We start from the raw sequence: 21077 nt of genomic DNA, 5'->3' as shown, positions 1-21077 counted from the left end.
TGTTATTTTTCATATTGTCTTATTTTGATTAACGTTACTCTAACGATTATTTTTCTTATTTAACCTACGTTATAAAACCAATATTTTCAGCCTAATAAGATTTTAATTTTAATATTCAGTTGAGTTTATACCTCCTAATGATTATGATAATCATTATCAACCAGTGGCGTTGTAGTGAAACCTCTACTAAGATTAAAAATAAAGATATAAAATTCAAAAATAGCCTAAACCCCATGTTATTTTCACGTTACCTTATCTATTAATAAAGTAGCTGGGCTGTTATTGGATTTAATTCTTTATGATTTTTCTATTTTGAAAAAGGTCAGTCATATCGTTAATAGATAATGACTTTCCTTTGTTCAAACCTCTCTGGTTGCCCGGCATTAGCTTTATTGCTGGTCATTATCACGTCTGCTATTCAAGAACTAACAATAGTTAACAGGTTAATTATATTCATATCGTAAGGATGAAATCTAATAAATGGACAATAAAGTGAGAGATAGAAGAAAAATAATAACCTCAATGAATAGAATTGCCATTGGTATCTTTATAGCATTAACAACTACGCAAGGGTATTCAGCAAAAGTTCGGGCGGAGGCAACGGTAACCCCCTCGGCTGAAAATGATATGCTATTGGATAAACTCAAGGTAGAAGGAGCGAATAATTCCCAGGACGGTGACTGGGTATATGATGAGTTGCACTCAGTCAGTGAAATCTCCCGCGAACAATTGGATAATCGCCCTGCCCGCCATGCGGCAGATATATTGGAACAAACCCCCGGTGTCTATTCCAGCGTCAGTCAGCAAGACCCCGCGCTTTCCGTAAATATCCGTGGGATCCAAGACTACGGCCGCGTCAATATGAATATTGACGGCATGCGACAAAACTTTATGAAAAGTGGTCATGGTCAGCGCCATGGTGTGATGTATATCGATCCAGAAATATTGAGTAGTGTTGTGATTGAAAAGGGAGCCACCAGTGATATTGGCGGTGCGGGCGTCATTGGTGGGATTGCCACCTTTAATACGGTCAATGCCAGCGATTTCCTCGAACCGGGCAAAGAGATTGGCGGTAAAATTCGCGCCATGACCGGTGATAATGGCACTAATTTTATTGGCAGTGCGGCACTGGCGCTGGGCAATGAATATGGTGATCTATTAATTGCTGTCAGTGAGCGCAATTTAAAAGATTATTGGCCCGGCAATAAAGGAAATATTGGTGGTCTTCGTTTTGGCGCAAAAGCCGCCCCAGTTTTAAGCAGAGAAGTTACCAATAACAAAGTTGAATTTGCCAACTATAAAATGAGCTCACAGCTCGCTAAACTGGGCTGGAATTTGCCCGCCGACCAACGGCTGGTATTCAGCTATTTGCAAACGCAAATAAATAGCCCCAATGCCAGTATGTTAATGCCGCTTGTCGATAAGTCAGATCCCTACCGTAGAATTAAAATGGGTTGGAAAAATAGCAGCGTAAGTGATGTGCTGAACCGTAATATAGGGTTGGATTATAGCCTCAAGCCAGAACATATTGCCTGGCTGGATGTGGCGGCTAAAATCTATTACGTTGATACCAATGATGAAACCGATACCCTGTGTTCTGATGCCGTTTTTTGTAAAAAGTTTTGGACTCAAACCCGTTTGAACACCCGTGGTTTACAACTGCAAAATACCAATTACTTTACCTTCGCCGACCACCATCAATTACAAGTCAAATATGGCCTCGAGTGGTTTAGTGACCGCTCCACCGGCAACTCAACTCACGAAACAATGCTGGGTGTCACCCCACCCGGCAAGCGCACCATGACCAGCACCTTTGCCCAGTTGAATTACGAACATGCAGACTGGCTGCGGCTGGAAGGTGGCCTGCGTTATGATCAATTTCGCTTAAAGGGTAATACCTGGATGCCGAGCAAATCTTACCTTGCCAACTATTCCCGTGAAAATCCATGCAACAGAAAGATACATGAGCAACATATTACTATTGAATCAAGACGGTGCTCCTCAAATAACACGGTCAAAATGACCTGGGATGTGGATCGCCGTGAACAACAGCTTTCACCCACCTTGGCTATCGGTATCAAACCTGGTGTGCAGTGGCTGGAGTTTTTTGGTAATTACGGCAAATCCTGGCGGCCACCGGCGATGACCGAAGTGCTGGCCACTGGCAGTGCGCATGGTCACGGCTGGATTTTGCCCAATCCGTTTCTGGCCGCAGAGCATTCTAAAGCTTGGGAAGCGGGCATTAATATTCAACACAGTAATCTGTTTAGTGAACAAGACCGCCTGGTGGCCAAAATGGCCTACTTTGATACCCGCGTCAGCAATTATATCAATCTTGAATTATCCAAGACCAAACCACTGCTAGGTTCCGGTTCTTTTGCAAATGCAACCTACATTAATAATTTATTGGCAACCCGTTTTCGCGGTCTGGAATATCAATTAAGTTATGATATGGGGTTATTTTATACTAGTCTCAATTATACCAGAATGATTGGTGTTAATAACTTTTGTTCTAAAAGGGCTTGGTTAGGAGGGGTAAAACGCCGTGTATTTACTAAGGATGATCAGTATCTTGTCGAAAATGATAAAATAAACAATATAATTGATTGCTTGGCGGGGAATAACTTATTTGGTTCTTCTGCTTATTTGCCCGGTGATCGCGGCAGTTTAACTTTAGGTGGAAGATTATTTGATAAAAAGCTGGATCTCGGCACCATTATTCGCTATAACAAAGGACATCAAGACGCATCGGTTGTTAATAGCTACGGCCACGCTAATACCGCTTATGTTGCGGATTGGCCGAAGTATACCTTATTTGATCTTTATGCTAGCTATAAGGTAACTAATAATTTAACTTTGCGTAGCACAATAGAAAATATAACTAATCGCGCTTATATAGTCAGTTATGGTGATTCACTTTCTTTTGCGCCAAATCGTGGTCGAACTATTCAGGGCGGTTTTGAATATAAATTCTAGTTATTAAATAAAAACACCAGATATAAACATTTAATTTAAAGTATTCAGGTGGAATTATAATTTCATCTGTAGTCACGGTGACTCAATGATGAGTCATATAATTGTTGTTAATAATAAGGAAATTTAATATGACAGTAACGATCCAATATCAAAGCCAGTTCAGTAACGACACTCTAACCTCTTATACTCAGCAGTGGGCTACCACTCATGGTGATATAAAAGACACGCAGGCGCCAGGATATGCCAAGGACGTTGGCCAATTTGCCGGCGGCGGGTGGTTTAGTGGTACCCAATATTCAATTGGCAGCTCTCATAGTAGTGCTAATACTGCTATGATCGTAGAGGGTGATTTGCACTATAATATGGGCCACCATACCTTCCACGGGAAAATGGCAAACTTGGAGTTGGGTGAATACTTGAGCGATAATCCAAGTGGCATTGGTAAACAGCTTGACCAAGTGCAAGTGAAATTGAGTGGCATAGATCTGACCGGTGAATATGACCCTACCAAAACAATGGTAGAAAACCACCAAGGCGATATGCATAAAGCCACCTACGGTTTGATGAGAGGCAATGCAGAACCCTTGTTGGAAATCCTCGCCGCTAAGGGTATTGATGTGAATACCCCACTGAAAGATATGCCTATCGCCAGCCAATTTGACGTTATGGTATCCGATGCACCACTTATTGATACCGTTGGTGTAATTGAAAGCAGTGATATGCTGTTAGCTGCTTAATTAAATAGAACAGCCGGGAAAGGATTTTCTGGTTGATTCTAGCTGCTGTGTAATATGTGTTAGTGTGTTTTTAATAAGTGTAAGTGCCCACTGCCGTACTCTGGTAGATCTGGTTTCTTCTTGGCTGCGGCAGTGGTTAATATTTATATTTTAAATATAATATTCATATTTGTAGATGAATTAGATGAATTAATTTATCCATAAATCAATATAACTTAATGATGAGTTATATTTTTAATTAAAAGGATTTTAATATGACTGTGACTATTAAGTACCATGAAGAATTTAAAAATGAAACTATTTCTTCTTATACCTACTGGTGGGCCAATGATTTTGGTGATATAGCTTTGGAGTCGAGTGAAAGAGGATATGGTATTTACTCGGCTGGCCCAAATCCGCCCACCGTTGGTGTCAAATTCGCGATTCAAAGTAGCTCCCCTCAAAGTAAAGCCGCAATAGTGATAGAGTCTAAGGGAGTGCATGCGGCGGCGGTTAAGGAAGCTCACGGAGTGAAGTTATCCGAAGTATCTCCCATAATCCCCGGTGAAAACGAAAGTCTGCAATTTGGTGCGAATTTAATTCCTATTCCTGATATTAACTTGGAGGATCCTCAGTTTCATCACCTTCAACTCCAGCAAGTGCAACTGAAATTCAGCGGATTAGATATCTCAGATGATATTGATATCTCTATTTTAGAGACCCTTTATGCAATGTATAGAGATAATAGCTATCCAAGTGATATGGATCTTGGTGTCTATGGCCTGCTGAGGGGTAATAACGCTTCCATACTAAAAATCCTCGAATCCCAAGGTGTAGATATAAATATACCACTCAAAGATTTGGCGCTTGCCAGTCAGTTTGACGTTATTGTTGATATGCCAGTCATTGACACCTTGGCCGATAGCAGTGAGCTATTATTAGCCGCTTAACATTTAACAAAGTTGGTGTTGTATATTAACTTTAAAATTATTTAAGTGGATTAAATGATTTACTCAGTGGTAAATATATTTCAATGATAAGGTATTTTTAAAAATAAAAGGATATCATTATGACAGTAACTCTAAAATACAATGAATCAATTAAATATGAAACTATTTCCTCCTATGCTCACCAGTGGGCTACGGCGTATGGTGATTTAGTTAATATATCCAATATTCATGACAACTATACTTTTTCCGACAGCACAGATATGAATAATAATAGAATCGCTCTGGCTGAGTTTCAAAACCCTGATGGGCCAGCTGCGCTAATTGTTGGTGGCACTCTATTGGGCGATAATGGCTTCATGGAACGGGGGAATTATATCCAATCCTTAGAATTTGGTAATTCATTTATTCCTAATGCAGATAACGCCTCTAATACCGGTAATACCCCTAAGCAGCTTGATCAAGTGCAGTTGAGACTAGATGGTTTAAGTATTGACGGTGATTTTTATTATTCGGTATGCTCATTGTCCAGAACGATGCATGCAGAGCCAGGAAAACCTTACCAAGGAGGTGAAGATGAAGGCATATACAATTTATTGAGAGGTAATGCTACCCCTATGCTGGAACTCCTAAAAGCCCAAGGTATTGATGTAAACACACCACTCACCGATATGGCGATCGCTACTCAGTTTAACGCTATAGCTGATACGCCGGTCATTGACACTGTGGGTGTAACTGATGGGAGTGACATATTATTAGCAGCGTGATAAAGACAATCGACAAATGACTTTCTGGCTAGGGAAATAATACTACCACCATATTCTATAAGTTACTTTTTATTACTATATAGGCGGTAGTTCATTTTGTTGCTTTTCTTAAAATGACTTTCTTTTTAATATCAATCTGTTCTGATAAATATATATTACTTTAATTTAATATCAGTCGCAGGAATTATTACGAAGAATATACATTCTGTATGGAAATGGATGCCATGGAATCAAGCAAAAACGCTAGCTCTTCGTCGGCATCGCCAACGATCCTCTCAGCTCTGGCCCATCATAAAAAAAGTCTCTGGGGTATAGGACTATTTACTGCTGTAATCAATCTGCTGATGTTGGCACCCGCAATCTACATGCTACAAGTTTATGATCGTGTTCTTGCTTCAGCGAATACCATGACGCTATTAATGCTGACGATTCTAGTATTGAGCATATTTGCCTTTATTGGACTATTAGAATGGATTCGCAGTGCGGTAGTTATTCGGCTGGGCACACGTATTGATATGCAGCTTAATCAACGAGTCTTTAATGCTGCTTTTGCTTCCCAACTTATGGGCGATAAAACACCTGCGGCTCAGGCATTGAATGATTTAACTTCTCTGCGCCAGTTCGCGACGGGCAGTGCTTTGTTTGCCTTTTTTGATGCGCCGTGGTTCCCGTTGTATTTGCTGGTGATTTTTCTCCTCCACCCTTGGCTGGGGGCGCTGGCAGCCGCCGGCGCTTGTATATTGATATTTTTGGCTTGGCTCAATCATTGGATATGTAAAAAGCCGCTAAAAGAAGCCTCAATAATCACGGCACAAGCAACACAGCATGCTAATGCGAATTTGCGCAATGCAGATGCCATCCAAGCAATGGGGATGTTAAAAGCCTTACGTGAACGCTGGCTGAGGCAACACTCTCAATTTCTCTATCAGCAAAATGTTGCCAGCGATAAAAGCAGCCGCGTGACGGCTTTATCCAAATCTAGCCGTCAGGCGTTGCAATCTATGATGTTGGGGCTAGGCGCGTTGTTGGTAATCGATGGTGCTATTACCGCAGGTGTGATGATTGCTGGCTCTATCTTGGTCGGTCGGGTGTTAGGGCCAATTGATCAACTGATTGCGGTTTGGAAACAGTGGAGTCACACGCGACTGGCCTACCAACGTCTCTCTTATCTGTTGGCGCAACAACCCCAACCCGCTACCGGTATGATTTTGCCGCCTCCACAGGGCAAATTAAGCGTCACACAGCTTACAGTTTGCAAACCGGGAACACATATTCCGGTATTGCAATCTATCAACTTTGAACTGCAACCCGGCGATGTGCTTGGCATTTTGGGGCCGTCAGGCAGTGGTAAATCCACTCTGGCGAAGTTGTTGGTCGCAAGCCAATCTGCATTCAGTGGCTCGGTTCGTCTAGACAGTGCAGACATTTCTCAGTGGGATAAAAGCCATTTAGGGGCCTTTATTGGTTATCTACCCCAAGATATTCAGCTATTTCGCGGTTCAATTGCTGAAAACATTGCGCGTTTTGGCCCGATTGATAATGCAAAAGTTATTGCTGCCGCACAATTAGCCGATGTGCATGACTTGATTCTGCATCTGCCGCAAGGCTATGACTCTCAGCTAGGAGACGAAGGCGAAGGGTTATCCGGCGGCCAGCGGCAGCGAATTGCCTTGGCGCGGGCTGTGTATGGGATACCAAGGCTTATCGTATTAGATGAGCCAAATGCCAGTTTGGACAAAGAAGGTGAAAAAGCCTTATTAGCTGGCATTTGCCAGCTAAAACAGCAGGGCAGCACGATTGTGATGGTCACCCATAAACCAGAACTGTTATCGGGTAGTGATTACTTATTGTTTTTAAAAAGTGGGCAAATAGAGCTGTTTGATCGTACTCAGAGCATATTGAAAATAAAAGATAAAGCAGCAGTTGAACCTGAGACCAAAGCATTTAACACGCGTAATGGCTGGGGTAGTGGGGTGTCATATGACGTTGCTCCCATTCGCACCGCATCACAAAAATAAACACCACGGAGGGAGATAAAACAATGCTACCTGAATCAAGCCGTTTTCCAGTTACTGATGAAAACCATCAGCAGCAAAACCGATTACGGCCACAGATAAATAGTGGCTACTATCTAAATCTTGGTGGGTTACTGGTTGTCGGTGGTTTTATTGGTTTTTTACTTTGGGCTGCGCTGGCACCACTGGATAAAGGGATTGCGGTTATTGGCCAGGTTGTGGTTGCTGAAAATCGCAAAGTTATCCAGCCCCTGCAAGGGGGGCGTATCCAACAGTTACATATTGCTGAAGGGGAAGAGGTAACCATAGGGCAATTACTCATCACTATGGATGATTCAGTGATTCGTAGTCAGCGGGATAGCCTGAAAAATCAGTACTTAAGTGCTTTGGCGCAGGAGGCTCGCTTAACCGCTGAGCAGGATGGTGTGAGTGAAATTATTTTTCCCGAAACATTACTCCTGCATCCAACCCAACCGCTGGTTGAACGTAATATTGTCTTGCAGCAACAACTTTTTCATCATCGTCGCCAGGCTCAATTGAGTGAGATTGCTCGCTTATCCGCACAAATTACGCGTCATCAAGACCGGTTGAATGGTTTACAGGTGATGCGGCGTAATAATCAGCGCCAATCGGACTTATTCCAGCGGCAATTACAAGGTGTTCAACTGTTGGCGAAAAATGGTCATGTTGCCAACAATCAGTTACTGGATATGGAGCGTCAGGCGATATCACTCCATGCACGGGTAGAGCAGGATACCAGTGATATTGAAGAGGCTCATAAACTAATTGATGAAACCGAACAGCATATTTCACAACGGCGTGAACAGTATCAAAGTGAGAATCGTGAGCAATTAGCGAAAGCGCAGCAAAATACCCAAGACTTGGAGCAGCGTTTGAGCATAGCAGAATATGAGTTGGATAATACCCGGATATATGCCCCAGTCAGTGGTGCGGTTATTGCTCTGGCTCAGCATACGGTGGGAGGCGTGGTGAGTAGCGGGCAAACATTAATGGAACTGGTCCCCAGTGGGCAACCATTATTAGTTGAAGCCCAGTTACCAGTAGAGTTAATTGATAAAGCCAGAGCAGGCTTACCCGTTGATCTCAATTTTTCTGCTTTTAATCAGAGTAATACCCCTAAATTATACGGTTCTGTATTACATGTTGGGGCCGACCGTATACAGCATCCGCAAACCTCACAGCCTTATTACCCTTTAACCGTCGCTATTGATATGTCTCAAACCGAGTTGGCCATCCGGCCAGGTATGTCTGTTGATGTCTTTATCCGAACCGGGGAAAGATCATTACTCAATTATCTGTTTAAACCGTTAGCGGATCGCCTGCATGTAGCATTTGCTGAAGAATAACGCTTTTGGCGAATCACTGTTGGTAACTCATGGAAGATAAAGGAATATGGCGATTTAATTCATGATGATAAGAAAAAATAATACCCGCACTCTTCTTTGGTGGGGGAGTGCCATGTTTGCCAGCAGCACCCATATGTACCTGCTCTGGTTGCTGAGTACCGAATCTGTACTTGTTAAACATCCCGATGACTCCCCAGTAGCAGTGATGCTCACTTGGTCGACAGAAACGCAGTTTAGCCAAAATTTAGAGCAAAACCCGGTGGTGGGTATGCAGCAGATCTTTAACGAACCGCAGGTTGAGCAACGGGAGGCTCAACCAGAAGAAGTGAATAATTTGCTGACAGTGCCTGAACAACCCAATGCTGTACTGCTAGTTGAGAAAGAGTTGGAAATCGCTAAAAAAGAGCCAGCTAAAATAAAACGGCCACAACAACCAGTAATAAAATCGCGCAAACCCGTCATTGAAGAAACACCCGAGAACAATAATAAATCATCTCCGCCAGCAGCAACAACCAGCACCACGTTATCTGGCGAGAGTCATCAAACTGCTGCCGCAGCGAATAGTGATTCCTTGTATAAACAACAGATTAAAATGAGTTGGCGAAGTCGCTTACAAGGACATCTGATGGGGTTTAAACGTTATCCCCCCAGTGCCAGAAAACAGCGACAACAAGGCATCGCCATTATCCGTTTTGTGTTGAATAAAGATGGGCATGTTCTATCTGCACAGCTTATAAAAAGCAGTGGGGCAGCTATTTTAGATCATGAAGCATTAGCACTTATCAAACGTGCTCAGCCATTACCTAAACCACCTGGCGAGTTGTTATTGCATGGGCAAATAACATTAGCTCTGCCCATTGGTTTTGATTTAAAAAATAAACGCGAGTAATAGCGGTAACGAGCACGACAATCTATAAGGCGAGTAGTTTGGCTAAACAGGGGATAAACTTTTCCCTGTTTAGTCTTATTCAGACAGCCAACCGAGCGCACAGATAGCGGTTTAGACTAATCCCTTCCTCCGAGGCATTAATTGCCAGACGCCGGTGCTGTTCCGGTGGTAAGCGAAGAACCAGTTTCCCGCTATAATGCTTTTCTGCCAAGGGTTGTGGTGGTATTTCACCATTAGTCTGCATGTCGCGCAGAATATCGGCAACCAACGCAGTGATACCTGCCAAGGCTTCGAAGCGCTCTTTTGCAAGCCATGACAAGCCAGGGAATTCCGCACACAAACCAACAAACTCATTATCTTCTGCCGACCAAGTAATCCGATACGTATAGTGTTCGATGTTAACCATTATCCATTTCCTCGAGTTTAGCCAATGCAGCGATCACCTGTTTTACCTGATAAAATTTGGCCATTCCGCTGCTGTCCTTTTGAATGTTGATCCGAGGGTCTCCTTGCCAGGGAGTACCATAGACATGATGGCTACTGGAGTAATGCCTGGGAAAGCCAAAGTAAAAATTACAGATTTTGACGAGTTCGCGGAATTTAACCCCAGCGGGGTTAGCTTTAATCTGAGCAACCCGACTGTCCATGTCTTTCATAGCACCTCCATTTTAGTATCATTAGTGGTATCAAATCAATAGTGATAGACCCACTAGTGCCGTTTTAAAACGACTAGAATTGAACAAACAGTGGGCATTACGGCTTCAGATGCCAAGTGGGATGATTCAATTCATGGAAGCAGTGCGCAAAATAAGGAATAAAAAAACCGGGCATAAAGCCCGGTGTGGGAAAACAAAAACCTTCAGCGAGTTAAATTAGTCACCTGGGCAGCGCAGGCAGCGTTCAGCCTCATCGGTACCCAACCTTAACTTGGACTGTAAATCACGCAGCGCAGTACGCAAGCCTTCTTCAATGACTGGGTGATAAAATGGCATATCCAGCATTTGATTGATGGTCATCTGTTGTTGATGTGCCCAAGCTAATAGATGTGCGATATGTTCGGCACTCGGCCCCATCATCTCGGCGCCGAGGAAACGGCCGGTTCCCTGTTCGCCATAAACGCGCAAAATACCTTTGTTTTTCAGCATGACACGCGAGCGCCCCTGATTTTCAAAAGAGACTTCACCGATTTCAAAACAACCACATGCACTGAATTTTTGTGATAATTCACGGAAGGTTGAGCCTACCATCGCAATTTGTGGGTCAGAGAAAACAACCGAGATAGGGCTGCGACGTAAGCCGGGAACCACTTCAGGGAATCCACCTGCATTCACTCCGGCGATACGGGCTTGATCGCTAGCCTCATGCAGTAATGGTAATTGGTTACTGGCATCACCGGCGATAAAGATATGTGGCACGCTGGTTTGCAGGGTAAGTCGATCAGCTTGCGGAACTCCTCGTTCGTCCAAAATGAGGGACGTATTTTCCAGACCCAGTTTATCCACATTAGGGCGACGACCAGTGGCAGCTAACACGTAATCAACCATGATCTCTTGCGGTTTACCGGTTTTATCCAGATAGCGGATAAAGACTTTATCCCCCTCACGCTGCATGACTTCCACTTTCACGTCTGGGTCAAGATAGAACTCTTCACCCAAGGTTTTCGCGGCGTAATTACGTACAATGCTGTCAGTCAGTGGGCCAACACCACCACCGACACCGAACATTTTTACTTGAACGCCCAGCCGGTGCAGTGCCTGACCGAGTTCCAGACCAATAACACCAGGTCCGAATACCGCAACAGATTCGGGTAGGTCATCCCAGCTAAACACATCATCATTAACTATCAGTCGGTCACCCAGCTCATCCCAGGCTGTGGGCCAGGTTGGGCGGGAGCCAGTCGCAATCACGATACGCTGTGCAACAATACGCGTATGATCATCAACTTGTAGCGTATTATCATCAATGAAACGGGCATAGCCTTGAATTTTGTCCGCGGCTGGAATGTTATCTACACCCTCCAGCACAAAACCAACAAACCGGTCGCGCTCACGTTTAACACGACTCATCACTTCACGGCCATTAATCAGAATATCGCCTTGCGGGTGAATACCAAATTTAGGCGCTTTTTCAATATGATGTACGGCTTCGGCCGCTGCAATCAGCAGTTTGGATGGCATGCAACCAACGCGTGCACAGGTGGTACCGTATTCGCCACCTTCAATCATCACCACACTTGGGGTTGACAGTTTGGCAGCGCGATAAGCGCCAAGTCCGGCAGTGCCGCCGCCAATTACGGCGACATCAACGTTTAAGGTTTTCATGTCTGCTCCTAACATAAAAAGGGTAGGCCGAAGCCTACCAAGTATACCCGTTGTATTTGAAGCTACAGGGTTGCTGGCTACATTTGTCACCCGAATCACTTACTGGTCTTGACCTTAAAAATAAGTAAGCTCATCGGGATGAGTTCACTTGCCGCCTACCTGTAACTCCAATGACTTTGGGTATTCACATTATCTTCATTCTATTAATATTATTAAGCAGATAAGTAATTTTCCAAATCATCACTGCCACCAATATGACGGCCACCAATAAATACTTGTGGCACAGTTCCACGACCAGTGACAGCACGTAAGCTGACGGTTGTCGCATCTTTACCCAGCACGATCTCTTCATACTGAATCCCGCGTTCTTGCAGCATTTGTTTCGCTTTGGCACAGAATGGGCAGCCCGGTTTGGTAAAGACAGATACCGACTCCTGTACTTTAAAATCGGGTGCCAGATATTTCAGCATGGTATCGGCATCGGACACTTCAAACGGGTCACCCGGCTTATTTGGCTCCACAAACATTTTCTCAACCACACCGTTACGCACCAGCATGGAGTAACGCCATGAACGTGGACCGAAGCCCAGATCAGCTTTCTCAACCAGCATATTCATGCCCTTGGTGAATTCGCCGTTACCATCTGGAACGAAAGTAATATTTTCAGCATGCTGATCAGCTTTCCAGGCATTCATCACGAAGGTGTCGTTGACTGATACGCACAGAATGCTATCAACACCGTGCTGTTTAAACACACCTGCCAGTTCGTTATAGCGTGGCAGATGGCTGGAAGAACAAGTCGGGGTAAATGCACCCGGTAGTGAAAATACAATCACTGTTTTATTGCTGAACAAATCGTCGGTGGTTACATCAACCCACTGGTCCCCCTGACGGGTATGGAAAGTTACTTGTGGGATTTTTTTACCTTCTTGGCTAGTAAACATCTGTAACTCCTTAATTAAAAAATAAAATATTTAAATTTTTATGAATATCTTTTCGTTGGGGCACATTATTCATTTTATCGCTTGATAGATCTAATCACTGGTTGCTATCTTATCTATCGTCAATGGCTATCATAAAGCGGAGCACAGATGAATATTCGTGATTTAGAATACTTGGTGGCGCTGGCTGAATTCAGGCATTTCCGGCGTGCCGCCGACTCTTGCCATGTCAGCCAACCCACATTAAGTGGTCAGATTCGTAAGCTGGAAGATGAGTTGGGCGTGATGTTGCTGGAGCGCACTAGCCGTAAGGTCTTGTTTACGCAGGCTGGGCTGTTGCTAGTGGAACAAGCCAGAACTATATTGCGAGAAGTAAAGGTACTGAAAGAGATGGCCAGCTTGCAGGGCGAAAGCATGTCCGGTCCACTGCATATCGGCCTGATACCTACGGTCGGGCCTTATTTGTTGCCGCAAATCATTCCCATGTTGCATAAGGCATTCCCGAAACTGGAAATGTATCTGCATGAAGCACAAACCCAGAATCTTCTGGCTCAGTTGGACAGTGGCAAGCTGGACTGTGCCATTCTGGCACTGGTCAAAGAGACCGAAGCTTTTATCGAAGTTCCGCTATTTGATGAACCGATGAGCCTGGCTATTTATGCCGATCATCCATGGGCCGATCGTGACAGAGTGCAAATGCATGAGCTGGCGGGTGAGAAATTATTGATGTTGGAAGATGGCCACTGCCTGCGCGATCAGGCGATGGGCTTCTGTTTCCAGGCCGGTGCAGAGGAAGACACCCATTTCCGCGCCACCAGTTTGGAAACTCTGCGTAATATGGTGGCTGCGGGGAGCGGCATTACTTTGCTGCCGTCGCTGGCGGTACCGAATGAGCGCAAGCGTGATGGCGTATGCTATCTGGAGTGCTACAAGCCTGTGCCTAAACGCACTATCGCGTTGGTGTACCGCCCCGGTTCCCCACTGCGTGGCCGCTATGAGCAACTGGCCGAGGCGATACGTGAACACATGCAACCGCGTATGAATCCAGATGTTATAAAGGAAAAGCTAGAACAGGCGGTTTAAACCGTTCAGGGCTGCCACACGATAGGCTTCAGCCATCGTCGGATAGTTGAAGGTCGTATTAACGAAATATTCGATAGTATTGCCTTCTCCTTTCTGTTCCATAATCGCCTGCCCGATGTGGATAATTTCCGCTGCACGTTCGCCAAAGCAATGAATACCCAAGATCTGCTTGGTTTCCCGATGGAACAGGATTTTTAAGCTACCGGTATCCATCCCGACGATTTGCGCGCGCGCCAGATGTTTAAATTGCGCCCGGCCGACCTCGTAGGGCACTTTCATCGCGGTCAAATCTTGCTCGGTTTTCCCAACCGAACTGATTTCCGGGATAGTGTAAATACCCGTCGGAATATCCTCGATCAAATGAACGTTGGCTTCGCCTTTGATCATTGCTTGTGCCGCGATACGCCCCTGATCATAGGCCGCAGAGGCCAGACTCGGGTAACCAATCACATCACCCACCGCATACACATGTGGCAGCGCTGTCTGGTACATGCTATTGACCTTCAGCAGACCACGGCTATCGGCTTCCAGACCAATGTTTTCCAACCCTAAACCGCCGGTATTACCGGTACGACCATTGGCATACAACAAGCAGTCTGCTTTGACCTTTTTACCTGATTTCAGATGGACAATAACCCCATCAAGGGTTCCCTCAATTTGCTCAAACTCTTCGTTGTGGCGGATAACGACACCGTTATTCCAGAAGTGGTAAGAGAGGGCATCTGACATTTCCTGATCAAGGAAGGCCAGTAGGCGGTCGCGGGTATTGATTAAATCAACTTTGACGCTCAAACCACGGAAGATTGAAGCATATTCACAACCAATAACCCCTGCGCCATAGATAATGACGTGCTGAGGTTCATGGCTGAGCTGTAAAATGGTATCGCTGTCGTAAATCCGTTCATGGCTAAAATCAACATTCGCCGGGCGGTAGGGGCGTGAACCTGTAGCAATCACAATGTTATCAGCGCGTAGTGTATCGTTGGTGCCATCGGCATAACGCACGTTGATAGTATTGGCATCAATAAAGCTGGCATCGCCTGAAAACATATGGCAGTGATTGCGATCGTAAAAACCCTGGCGCATACGTGTCTGTTGATTAATAACACGATCAGCATGGTTTAAAATATCAGCGAAAGAAGAACTGATGGTTCGGGCATTGTCGCTGTAGAGTGGATTTTGGTTGAATTCGATAATACGGCTAACGGCGTGGCGCAAAGCTTTGGAAGGGATAGTGCCCCAATGGGTACATCCACCGCCCACATTATTATACCGTTCAATTACGGCAACACGGGCACCTTGCTTGACCAACCCCATAGCGGCACCTTCACCGCCAGGACCCGAGCCAATAACAATGGCATCAAAATGGAAGTGCTGTTGCATGTAGGAGAGACCTATTCTTATACAAAATTACAACGGTACATTAACATCATCCCAACCAGATACCCAATAGATTTCAAGATGCAGCCAACACATCTGTAAATTGAAAGATGACAGGTATAAGTCAATCAACCATGGGTAAATCACCGTGATGTGTGTTGTAAAGCGGCAATTCAGTATTGGGATGATACGTTTGTATAACGGTTGTTACTATAAAGTTTGGTATATTGCTGACTATATATCTTAGATTGAGAATTTGGATATCCCTTGGGCACGATTATGGGCGTCAGAGCACAACAAAAAGAGCGGACTCGTCGTTCCCTTATCGAAGCGGCGTTCAGCCAACTGAGCGCTGAGCGGAGTTTCGCCAGCCTTAGCTTGCGGGAAGTCTCTCGCGAAGCTGGTATCGCACCGACTTCTTTCTACCGGCATTTTCGCGATGTCGACGAACTTGGCCTGACAATGGTCGATGAAAGCGGCCTGATGTTGCGCCAACTGATGCGTCAGGCACGCCAGCGGATTGCCAAGGGCGGCAGTGTTATCCGTACCTCCGTATCTACATTTATGGAATTTATCGGTAATAACCCGAATGCATTTCGCTTATTGCTGCGCGAGCGTTCCGGCACGTCCGCCGCATTTCGTGCCGCAGTGGCACGTGAAATTCAGCATTTTATTGCTGAGCTGGCAGATTACCTCGAATTGGAAAACCACATGCCACGCAGCTTCACTGAAGCTCAGGCTGAGGCCATGGTCACAATTGTCTTCAGTGCTGGTGCAGAAGTGCTGGACGTGGATATTGAACAACGGCGACAGTTAGAGGAACGCTTGGTCTTACAACTGCGGATGATCTCCAAGGGCGCTTATTATTGGTATCGTCGCGAGCAGGAAAAACTCGCCGTATCTCGCACTTAATAAGGTAAGGAAAATGATGGAACAGTCTCGCCGTGAAATCGGCACCCTGCTGCTGGCGTTGATTACTGGCCTGGCAATAAATGGTTCATTTAACACGTTATTCAGCGCGTTTGTGCCTTTTTCAGTTTTTCCGCTGCTAACGTTAATATTAGCCGTATATTGTTTGCATCAGCGCTACCTCAATTTCGCCATGCCACATGGCTTGCCAGTACTGGCCTCCGCGTGTTTCCTGCTCGGGATTTTGCTGTATAGCGCGATTGTTCGGGTTGAGCATCCGGCAATTGGTTCTAATTTCGTTCCTTCTATTCTCAGTGTCGTGTTGGTGTTCTGGATCTTGTTTAAGCTAAAAGCACGTAAGTCGGTGCAATCAGAATCTGAGCCAGATAATTCGGATAACCAGCAGCCGCAATAACTTGAAAGCGATATGTTTTAAAACGACCTATTTTAAAACGAAAAAGGGCAACATCGCGTTGCCCTTTTACTTATCTATTGCCTGTCAGCCGCGCTTTTCCAGCAATACCCCACACTCCATATGATGGGTGTAGGGGAACTGATCGAACAGTGCTAATCGGCTGATTTTATGTGTCTGTTGTAACTGTTCCAGATTGGCGCACAGCGTTTCAGGGTTACAGGAGATATAAAGGATACGCGGATAACCTTGTACCAGTTTGACTGTCTCGTTATCCAGCCCGCTGCGCGGGGGATCGACAAAAATGGTCTCGCAGTTATAACTGCTCAGATCAATACCCTTCAAACGGTTAAATTCGCGTACACCTTGCATTGCCTGGGTAAACTCTTCAGCTGACATGCGGATAATTTGCACGTTATCGATATTATTTGCCGCGATATTGTATTGTGCCGCTGCCACTGAGGGTTTAGCGATTTCTGTTGCCAACACCCGTGCAAAATTGCGTGCGAGCGCCAACGAGAAATTACCATTACCGCAATACAACTCCAATAAATCACCGCTGGCATTTTTAGTGGCATCAATCGCCCATTCCAGCATATGAATATTCACCGCTGCATTCGGTTGGGTGAAACTATTCTCCACCTGACGATAAATCATTTCACGCCCAGCAACCGGTAACACTTCATCGATATAGTCGTGATCTAGCATGATTTTAGTTTTCGATGCCCGGCCAATCAGTTGCAGATCAAAACCTTGTTCGCGTAGCTTTTCACGTAATTCCAGCGCCTTCTGCTGCCACTCTTCATCTAATTGACGGTGATACAGCAAAGAGGCGATCAATTTACCGCTTAGGGTAGATAAGTAATCAATCTGGAACAGTTTACGCCGCAAAATCGGTTCGGCCCTGATGGCCGTCATCAGCGCACTCATCAGACGATTGATCAACAAACTTGCCACCGGGAACTGTTCAACACGGATACGCTGTTTGGTCTGCTGGTCAAACATGATGTGGTACAAGTCATCTTCATCGTGCCAAACGCGAAACTCGGCTCTCATGCGGTAATGCTCTGCCGGAGAACGGAATATTTCCGCAGCAGGTGCCTGAAACGGCAACATCATCGTCTGAAGACGGGCAGATTTTTCCGCCAGTTGTTGGTCGTAACTGTCTGTCGGCAGGATGTCGGGAGTCATGTTTCTTCTCGTCTGGCCATTATAAAAGAGAGGTATTGCTGCGGATTGTAGGGAAAGTGGGAGTGATGTCCAGTTTTGTTGTGTTTATTCCCTATAACGAGGATGGAAGTCTAGACATCTATTTTACTTGATCGTAGCATTGCGGTCCGGCCTCATGCTGTTACTGAAACACCTACGAGTTAAAAGGGAATCCGGTGTAAATCCGGAGCTGACGCGCAGCGGTAAGGGGAAGTTACGGCGATAGGTTTCAACCAGACACTGTCCGCAAGGGCGGGAAGTCATCGCCAGCTCTATTTCACGGTATTAATTCATTTAAGTAATGAAGAAGACGTGACATCAGAGATCCCAAGCCCGAAGACCTGCCGGTATTACGTCGCAATATGCGTGGTCGTCGCGAACTATCGGCCATGGCACTGCGGCATCCGCCAATTGAGTTTGGATGCTTGTATTCATGACAATTAAAAAATATACGCTGATCACAGCCCTTTCTGTGACGGCATTTTCTGGATGGGCCCAGGACAGCACCACAACAGGTAATAAAGACGAAATGGTGGTTACCGCCAACCGTTTCAAACAGCCAGTTTCCACGGTATTGGCACCCACCGATGTAGTAACGCGTGATGATATCGACCGCTGGCAGGCAAAAAGCCTCAATGAAGTGATGCGCCGGCTACCTGGCGTGGATATTGCGCAAACCGGGGGGTTAGGCCAAGGCTCTTCTATGTATATTCGTGGTACCGAAGCCCGTCATGTATTAGTGCTGATCGATGGCATTCCTCTGGCGCGAACCGGTATCATCAATAGTGTCGACTTTAATCAAATACCTCTCTCTTTGGTGCAACGTGTTGAATATATTCGCGGGCCTCGCTCTGCCGTATATGGCTCTGGGGCGATTGGTGGTGTAATTAACGTGATTACACAGTCAGACCAGGAAGGTGGGCAGATTAATGCCGGGGTTGGTTCTAAAGGTTACCAGCAATATGACGGCAGCGTTCGCCAACGCTTTGGTGATACTTTAGCGACGATAGCGGGCGGCTATCAAACCACGAACGGTTTTAACATTAAACCCGACTCACCTAATCCAGTGGATAGCGATCGGGACGGTTTTCGTAATAAAAATTTTTGGGCAGGGCTAGAGCATCAGTTCAATCAAGATATATCCGGTTTCGTCAGAGGTTATGGTTACACCAACAATACTGATTACGATGTTGGCAGTATTTCTTCCCCTGCTTACAGTGGTGATGAGGAGCGATTATATAACCATACTTATGACGCAGGGCTACGTTATGCAGCGGGAGCTTTCTCCTCTCAATTAATCGGTAGCTATCAGAAATACAAAGATTATAACTACAGCAGCCAATATGGGCGTTATGGCGTGGCGACTACGCTGGACGATATGGATCAGCGTAACGTGCAATGGGGTAATACATACAGCTTTGAGAGTGCAACGCTGAGTGCTGGCGTTGACTGGCAGCAACAGCGTTTGACCTCATCGAGTACCACTATCTCTGATACATATAAGCGGGATAATACCGGTTTGTATCTTAGCGGGCAGCAGAAGATAGGTAGTGTGACGCTGGAAGCCTCGGGCCGTGAAGATAAAGATGAGCAGTTTGGCTGGCATGAGACATGGCAAACCGCCGCAGGCTGGGAATTTATCCCTGATTATCGTGCGACATTATCCTATGGAACAGGATTTTTGGCCCCGTCACTGGGTCAGCAGTATGGTTCGCAGCGCTTTGATATCATATCAAACAGTGATTTGAAACCTGAGGAGTCCCGCCAATGGGAGGCAGGCCTGGAAGGATTGACTGGCCCACTTGATTGGCGTTTGTCTGCTTATCGCTACAAAATTGAAAACCTGATCGATTACTTCTCCGACCCAAATACCTACAAAGGGCAGTATTACAATGTTGATTCGGCAACGATAAAAGGGGTTGAATGGACAGGTAGCGTCGATACCGGCATTTTCAATCACCAGATAACATTGCAATATATGGATCCGCGTAATGATAAGAATAATGAAGTTTTAGCCCGTCGTTCTAAACAGCAAGCCAAGTATCAATTAGATTGGACAATGTTCAATCTGGATATGGACGTTTCTTATCAGTACTACGGTAAACGCTATGACAATAGCACCTCAGCCTATAGCTCGACTCAACGTGAATTACCGAGTTATAGCACGGTAGATGTTTCAGCGAGTTATCCGGTTACTTCTCATCTTACAGTTCGTGGTAGAATTGCTAACCTGTTTGATAAAGATTACGAAACGGCTTATGGCTATAAAACCGCTGGACGAGAGTATTACCTCACCGGAAGCTATAACTTCTAAGGCTGATACTGCTCCTCGCCCGACAGCACTGATTTTTGACTCAGGTGTTGGCGGGCTATCTGTCTATCAAGAGATTCGGCAGTTGTTGCCGGATCTCCACTATATATATGCTTTCGACAATGTCGCTTTCCCTTATGGGGAGAAGTCCGGTGAGTTTATCGTTGAACGCGTTCTGGAAATTGTCACTGCGGTACAGCAGCGCCATCCGCTGGCAATCGTCGTCATTGCCTGTAACACCGCCAGCACAGTAGTACTTCCTGCTTTACGTGAACGCTTTGCATTCCCTGTGGTTGGGGTTGTTCCTGCTATCAAACCGGCGGTGCGATTAACCCGCAATGGTGTTGTTGGCTTATTGGCTACCCGTGGCACGGTTCATGCTTCTTATACACGGGACTTGATTGAGCGCTTTGCTACCGATTGCAAAATTGAATTGCTGGGTTCATCTGAGCTGGTGGAACTGGCAGAGTCCAAGTTGCATGGTGGTGCTGTACCTATCGAAACATTAAAGAAAATCCTCCACCCATGGTTGGCGATGCGTGAGCCACCGGACACCATTGTATTGGGGTGCACTCATTTCCCTCTATTAGTAGAAGAGTTGGCGCAAGTGTTGCCTGAAGGTACTCGCATGGTCGATTCCGGTGCCGCAATTGCTCGTCGCACTGCCTGGCTCATCTCTTCTCAAGAAAATGTAGTTTCTTCTCAGGAAGATAATATTGCTTACTGCATGGCGTTGAATGCAGATACTGACGTTTTATTGCCCGTTTTGCAGGGTTATGGCTTCCCGGTGCTGCAAAAACTGCCAATTTAAAGGCATTTTGACTAAAGATTCAG

18 protein-coding genes and 1 riboswitch are annotated in these 21077 nt (G+C 45.4%); of the genes, 12 read left to right on the top strand and 6 right to left on the bottom strand.

Annotated elements, in window-relative coordinates:
* The first annotated feature begins 480 nt into the window (after positions 1–480).
* From Q2T71_RS18205 to Q2T71_RS18175, 7 genes are all read left to right on the top strand, one after another.
* Entirely contained in the window at positions 481–2976 is a 2496-nt protein-coding gene (locus Q2T71_RS18205; RefSeq protein ID WP_372560113.1) for a TonB-dependent hemoglobin/transferrin/lactoferrin family receptor, read from the top strand.
* Positions 2977–3104: 128 nt separating this feature from the next.
* Positions 3105–3713, top strand: a complete 609-nt coding sequence (locus Q2T71_RS18200) for a heme acquisition protein HasA (protein ID WP_372560112.1) — start codon at positions 3105–3107, stop codon at positions 3711–3713.
* A gap of 254 nt (positions 3714–3967) precedes the next feature.
* A complete protein-coding gene (locus tag Q2T71_RS18195; protein WP_372560111.1) occupies positions 3968–4642 on the top strand; it encodes a heme acquisition protein HasA in 675 nt (224 codons plus the stop codon).
* A gap of 119 nt (positions 4643–4761) precedes the next feature.
* Positions 4762–5406: a heme acquisition protein HasA gene (locus Q2T71_RS18190; RefSeq protein ID WP_372560110.1), complete on the top strand. Its 645-nt coding sequence runs from the start codon at positions 4762–4764 to the stop codon at positions 5404–5406.
* Positions 5407–5630: 224 nt separating this feature from the next.
* Positions 5631–7424 (top strand): type I secretion system permease/ATPase, encoded by a 1794-nt coding sequence (locus Q2T71_RS18185; RefSeq protein WP_372560109.1) that lies wholly within the window; start codon positions 5631–5633, stop codon positions 7422–7424.
* Positions 7425–7447: 23 nt separating this feature from the next.
* On the top strand, positions 7448–8788 hold the full coding sequence (locus tag Q2T71_RS18180) for an HlyD family type I secretion periplasmic adaptor subunit (RefSeq protein WP_372560108.1): 1341 nt from the start codon (positions 7448–7450) through the stop codon (positions 8786–8788).
* Between the two features lie 61 nt (positions 8789–8849).
* Positions 8850–9677, top strand: coding sequence for an energy transducer TonB (locus Q2T71_RS18175; protein ID WP_372560107.1), 828 nt, complete (start codon positions 8850–8852; stop codon positions 9675–9677).
* A gap of 79 nt (positions 9678–9756) precedes the next feature.
* Here Q2T71_RS18175 and Q2T71_RS18170 read toward each other — a convergent pair whose 3' ends face one another.
* From Q2T71_RS18170 to Q2T71_RS18155, 4 genes are all read right to left on the bottom strand, one after another.
* Positions 9757–10083, bottom strand: a complete 327-nt coding sequence (locus Q2T71_RS18170) for a type II toxin-antitoxin system HicB family antitoxin (protein ID WP_372560106.1) — start codon at positions 10081–10083, stop codon at positions 9757–9759.
* The gene (locus Q2T71_RS18165; RefSeq protein ID WP_083161812.1) at positions 10076–10333 is read right to left on the bottom strand and encodes a toxin HicA; all 258 of its coding nucleotides are present in this window, start codon (positions 10331–10333) and stop codon (positions 10076–10078) included. Before Q2T71_RS18165 ends, Q2T71_RS18170 begins: the two co-directional genes overlap by 8 nt.
* Positions 10334–10549: 216 nt before the next feature.
* Positions 10550–11998 carry a dihydrolipoyl dehydrogenase gene (locus Q2T71_RS18160; RefSeq protein ID WP_372560105.1) on the bottom strand — a complete coding sequence of 483 codons (1449 nt, stop codon included), beginning with the start codon at positions 11996–11998 and terminating at the stop codon, positions 10550–10552.
* A gap of 212 nt (positions 11999–12210) precedes the next feature.
* Positions 12211–12942: a glutathione peroxidase gene (locus tag Q2T71_RS18155; RefSeq protein ID WP_372560104.1), complete on the bottom strand. Its 732-nt coding sequence runs from the start codon at positions 12940–12942 to the stop codon at positions 12211–12213.
* Positions 12943–13089: 147 nt separating this feature from the next.
* On the opposite strand from Q2T71_RS18155, the gene oxyR reads away from it, so the two are divergent.
* Entirely contained in the window at positions 13090–14022 is a 933-nt protein-coding gene (gene oxyR / locus Q2T71_RS18150) for a DNA-binding transcriptional regulator OxyR (RefSeq protein WP_083161818.1), read from the top strand.
* On the opposite strand, the gene sthA is transcribed toward oxyR, so the two are convergent.
* The gene (gene sthA / locus Q2T71_RS18145) at positions 14005–15405 is read right to left on the bottom strand and encodes a Si-specific NAD(P)(+) transhydrogenase (RefSeq protein WP_083161820.1); all 1401 of its coding nucleotides are present in this window, start codon (positions 15403–15405) and stop codon (positions 14005–14007) included. The genes oxyR and sthA overlap by 18 nt on opposite strands.
* 276 nt (positions 15406–15681) lie before the next feature.
* On the opposite strand from sthA, the gene fabR reads away from it, so the two are divergent.
* Positions 15682–16314, top strand: a complete 633-nt coding sequence (gene fabR / locus Q2T71_RS18140; RefSeq protein WP_005192099.1) for an HTH-type transcriptional repressor FabR — start codon at positions 15682–15684, stop codon at positions 16312–16314.
* Between the two features lie 13 nt (positions 16315–16327).
* Positions 16328–16726: a YijD family membrane protein gene (locus tag Q2T71_RS18135; RefSeq protein ID WP_226716428.1), complete on the top strand. Its 399-nt coding sequence runs from the start codon at positions 16328–16330 to the stop codon at positions 16724–16726.
* A gap of 84 nt (positions 16727–16810) precedes the next feature.
* Here the strand turns inward: Q2T71_RS18135 and trmA are convergent, their stop codons facing one another.
* A complete protein-coding gene (gene trmA / locus Q2T71_RS18130; protein ID WP_372560103.1) occupies positions 16811–17914 on the bottom strand; it encodes a tRNA (uridine(54)-C5)-methyltransferase TrmA in 1104 nt (367 codons plus the stop codon).
* Between the two features lie 130 nt (positions 17915–18044).
* Positions 18045–18296, top strand: a riboswitch (cobalamin riboswitch).
* Positions 18297–18365: 69 nt separating this feature from the next.
* On the opposite strand from trmA, the gene btuB reads away from it, so the two are divergent.
* Both btuB and murI read left to right on the top strand, forming a co-directional pair.
* On the top strand, positions 18366–20246 hold the full coding sequence (gene btuB, locus Q2T71_RS18125; protein WP_372560102.1) for a TonB-dependent vitamin B12 receptor BtuB: 1881 nt from the start codon (positions 18366–18368) through the stop codon (positions 20244–20246).
* Complete coding sequence (murI, locus tag Q2T71_RS18120; RefSeq protein WP_083161826.1) at positions 20191–21054, top strand: glutamate racemase; 864 nt, start codon at positions 20191–20193, stop codon at positions 21052–21054. Before btuB ends, murI begins: the two co-directional genes overlap by 56 nt.
* The last annotated feature ends 23 nt before the right edge of the window (positions 21055–21077 follow it).

This window comes from Yersinia sp. 1652 StPb PI (assembly GCF_041538345.1).
Classification (GTDB): domain Bacteria; phylum Pseudomonadota; class Gammaproteobacteria; order Enterobacterales; family Enterobacteriaceae; genus Yersinia; species Yersinia enterocolitica_E.
The sequence above is the reverse complement of the archived record's forward strand: the minus strand, read 5'-3'. Positions and strand labels throughout refer to the sequence as shown.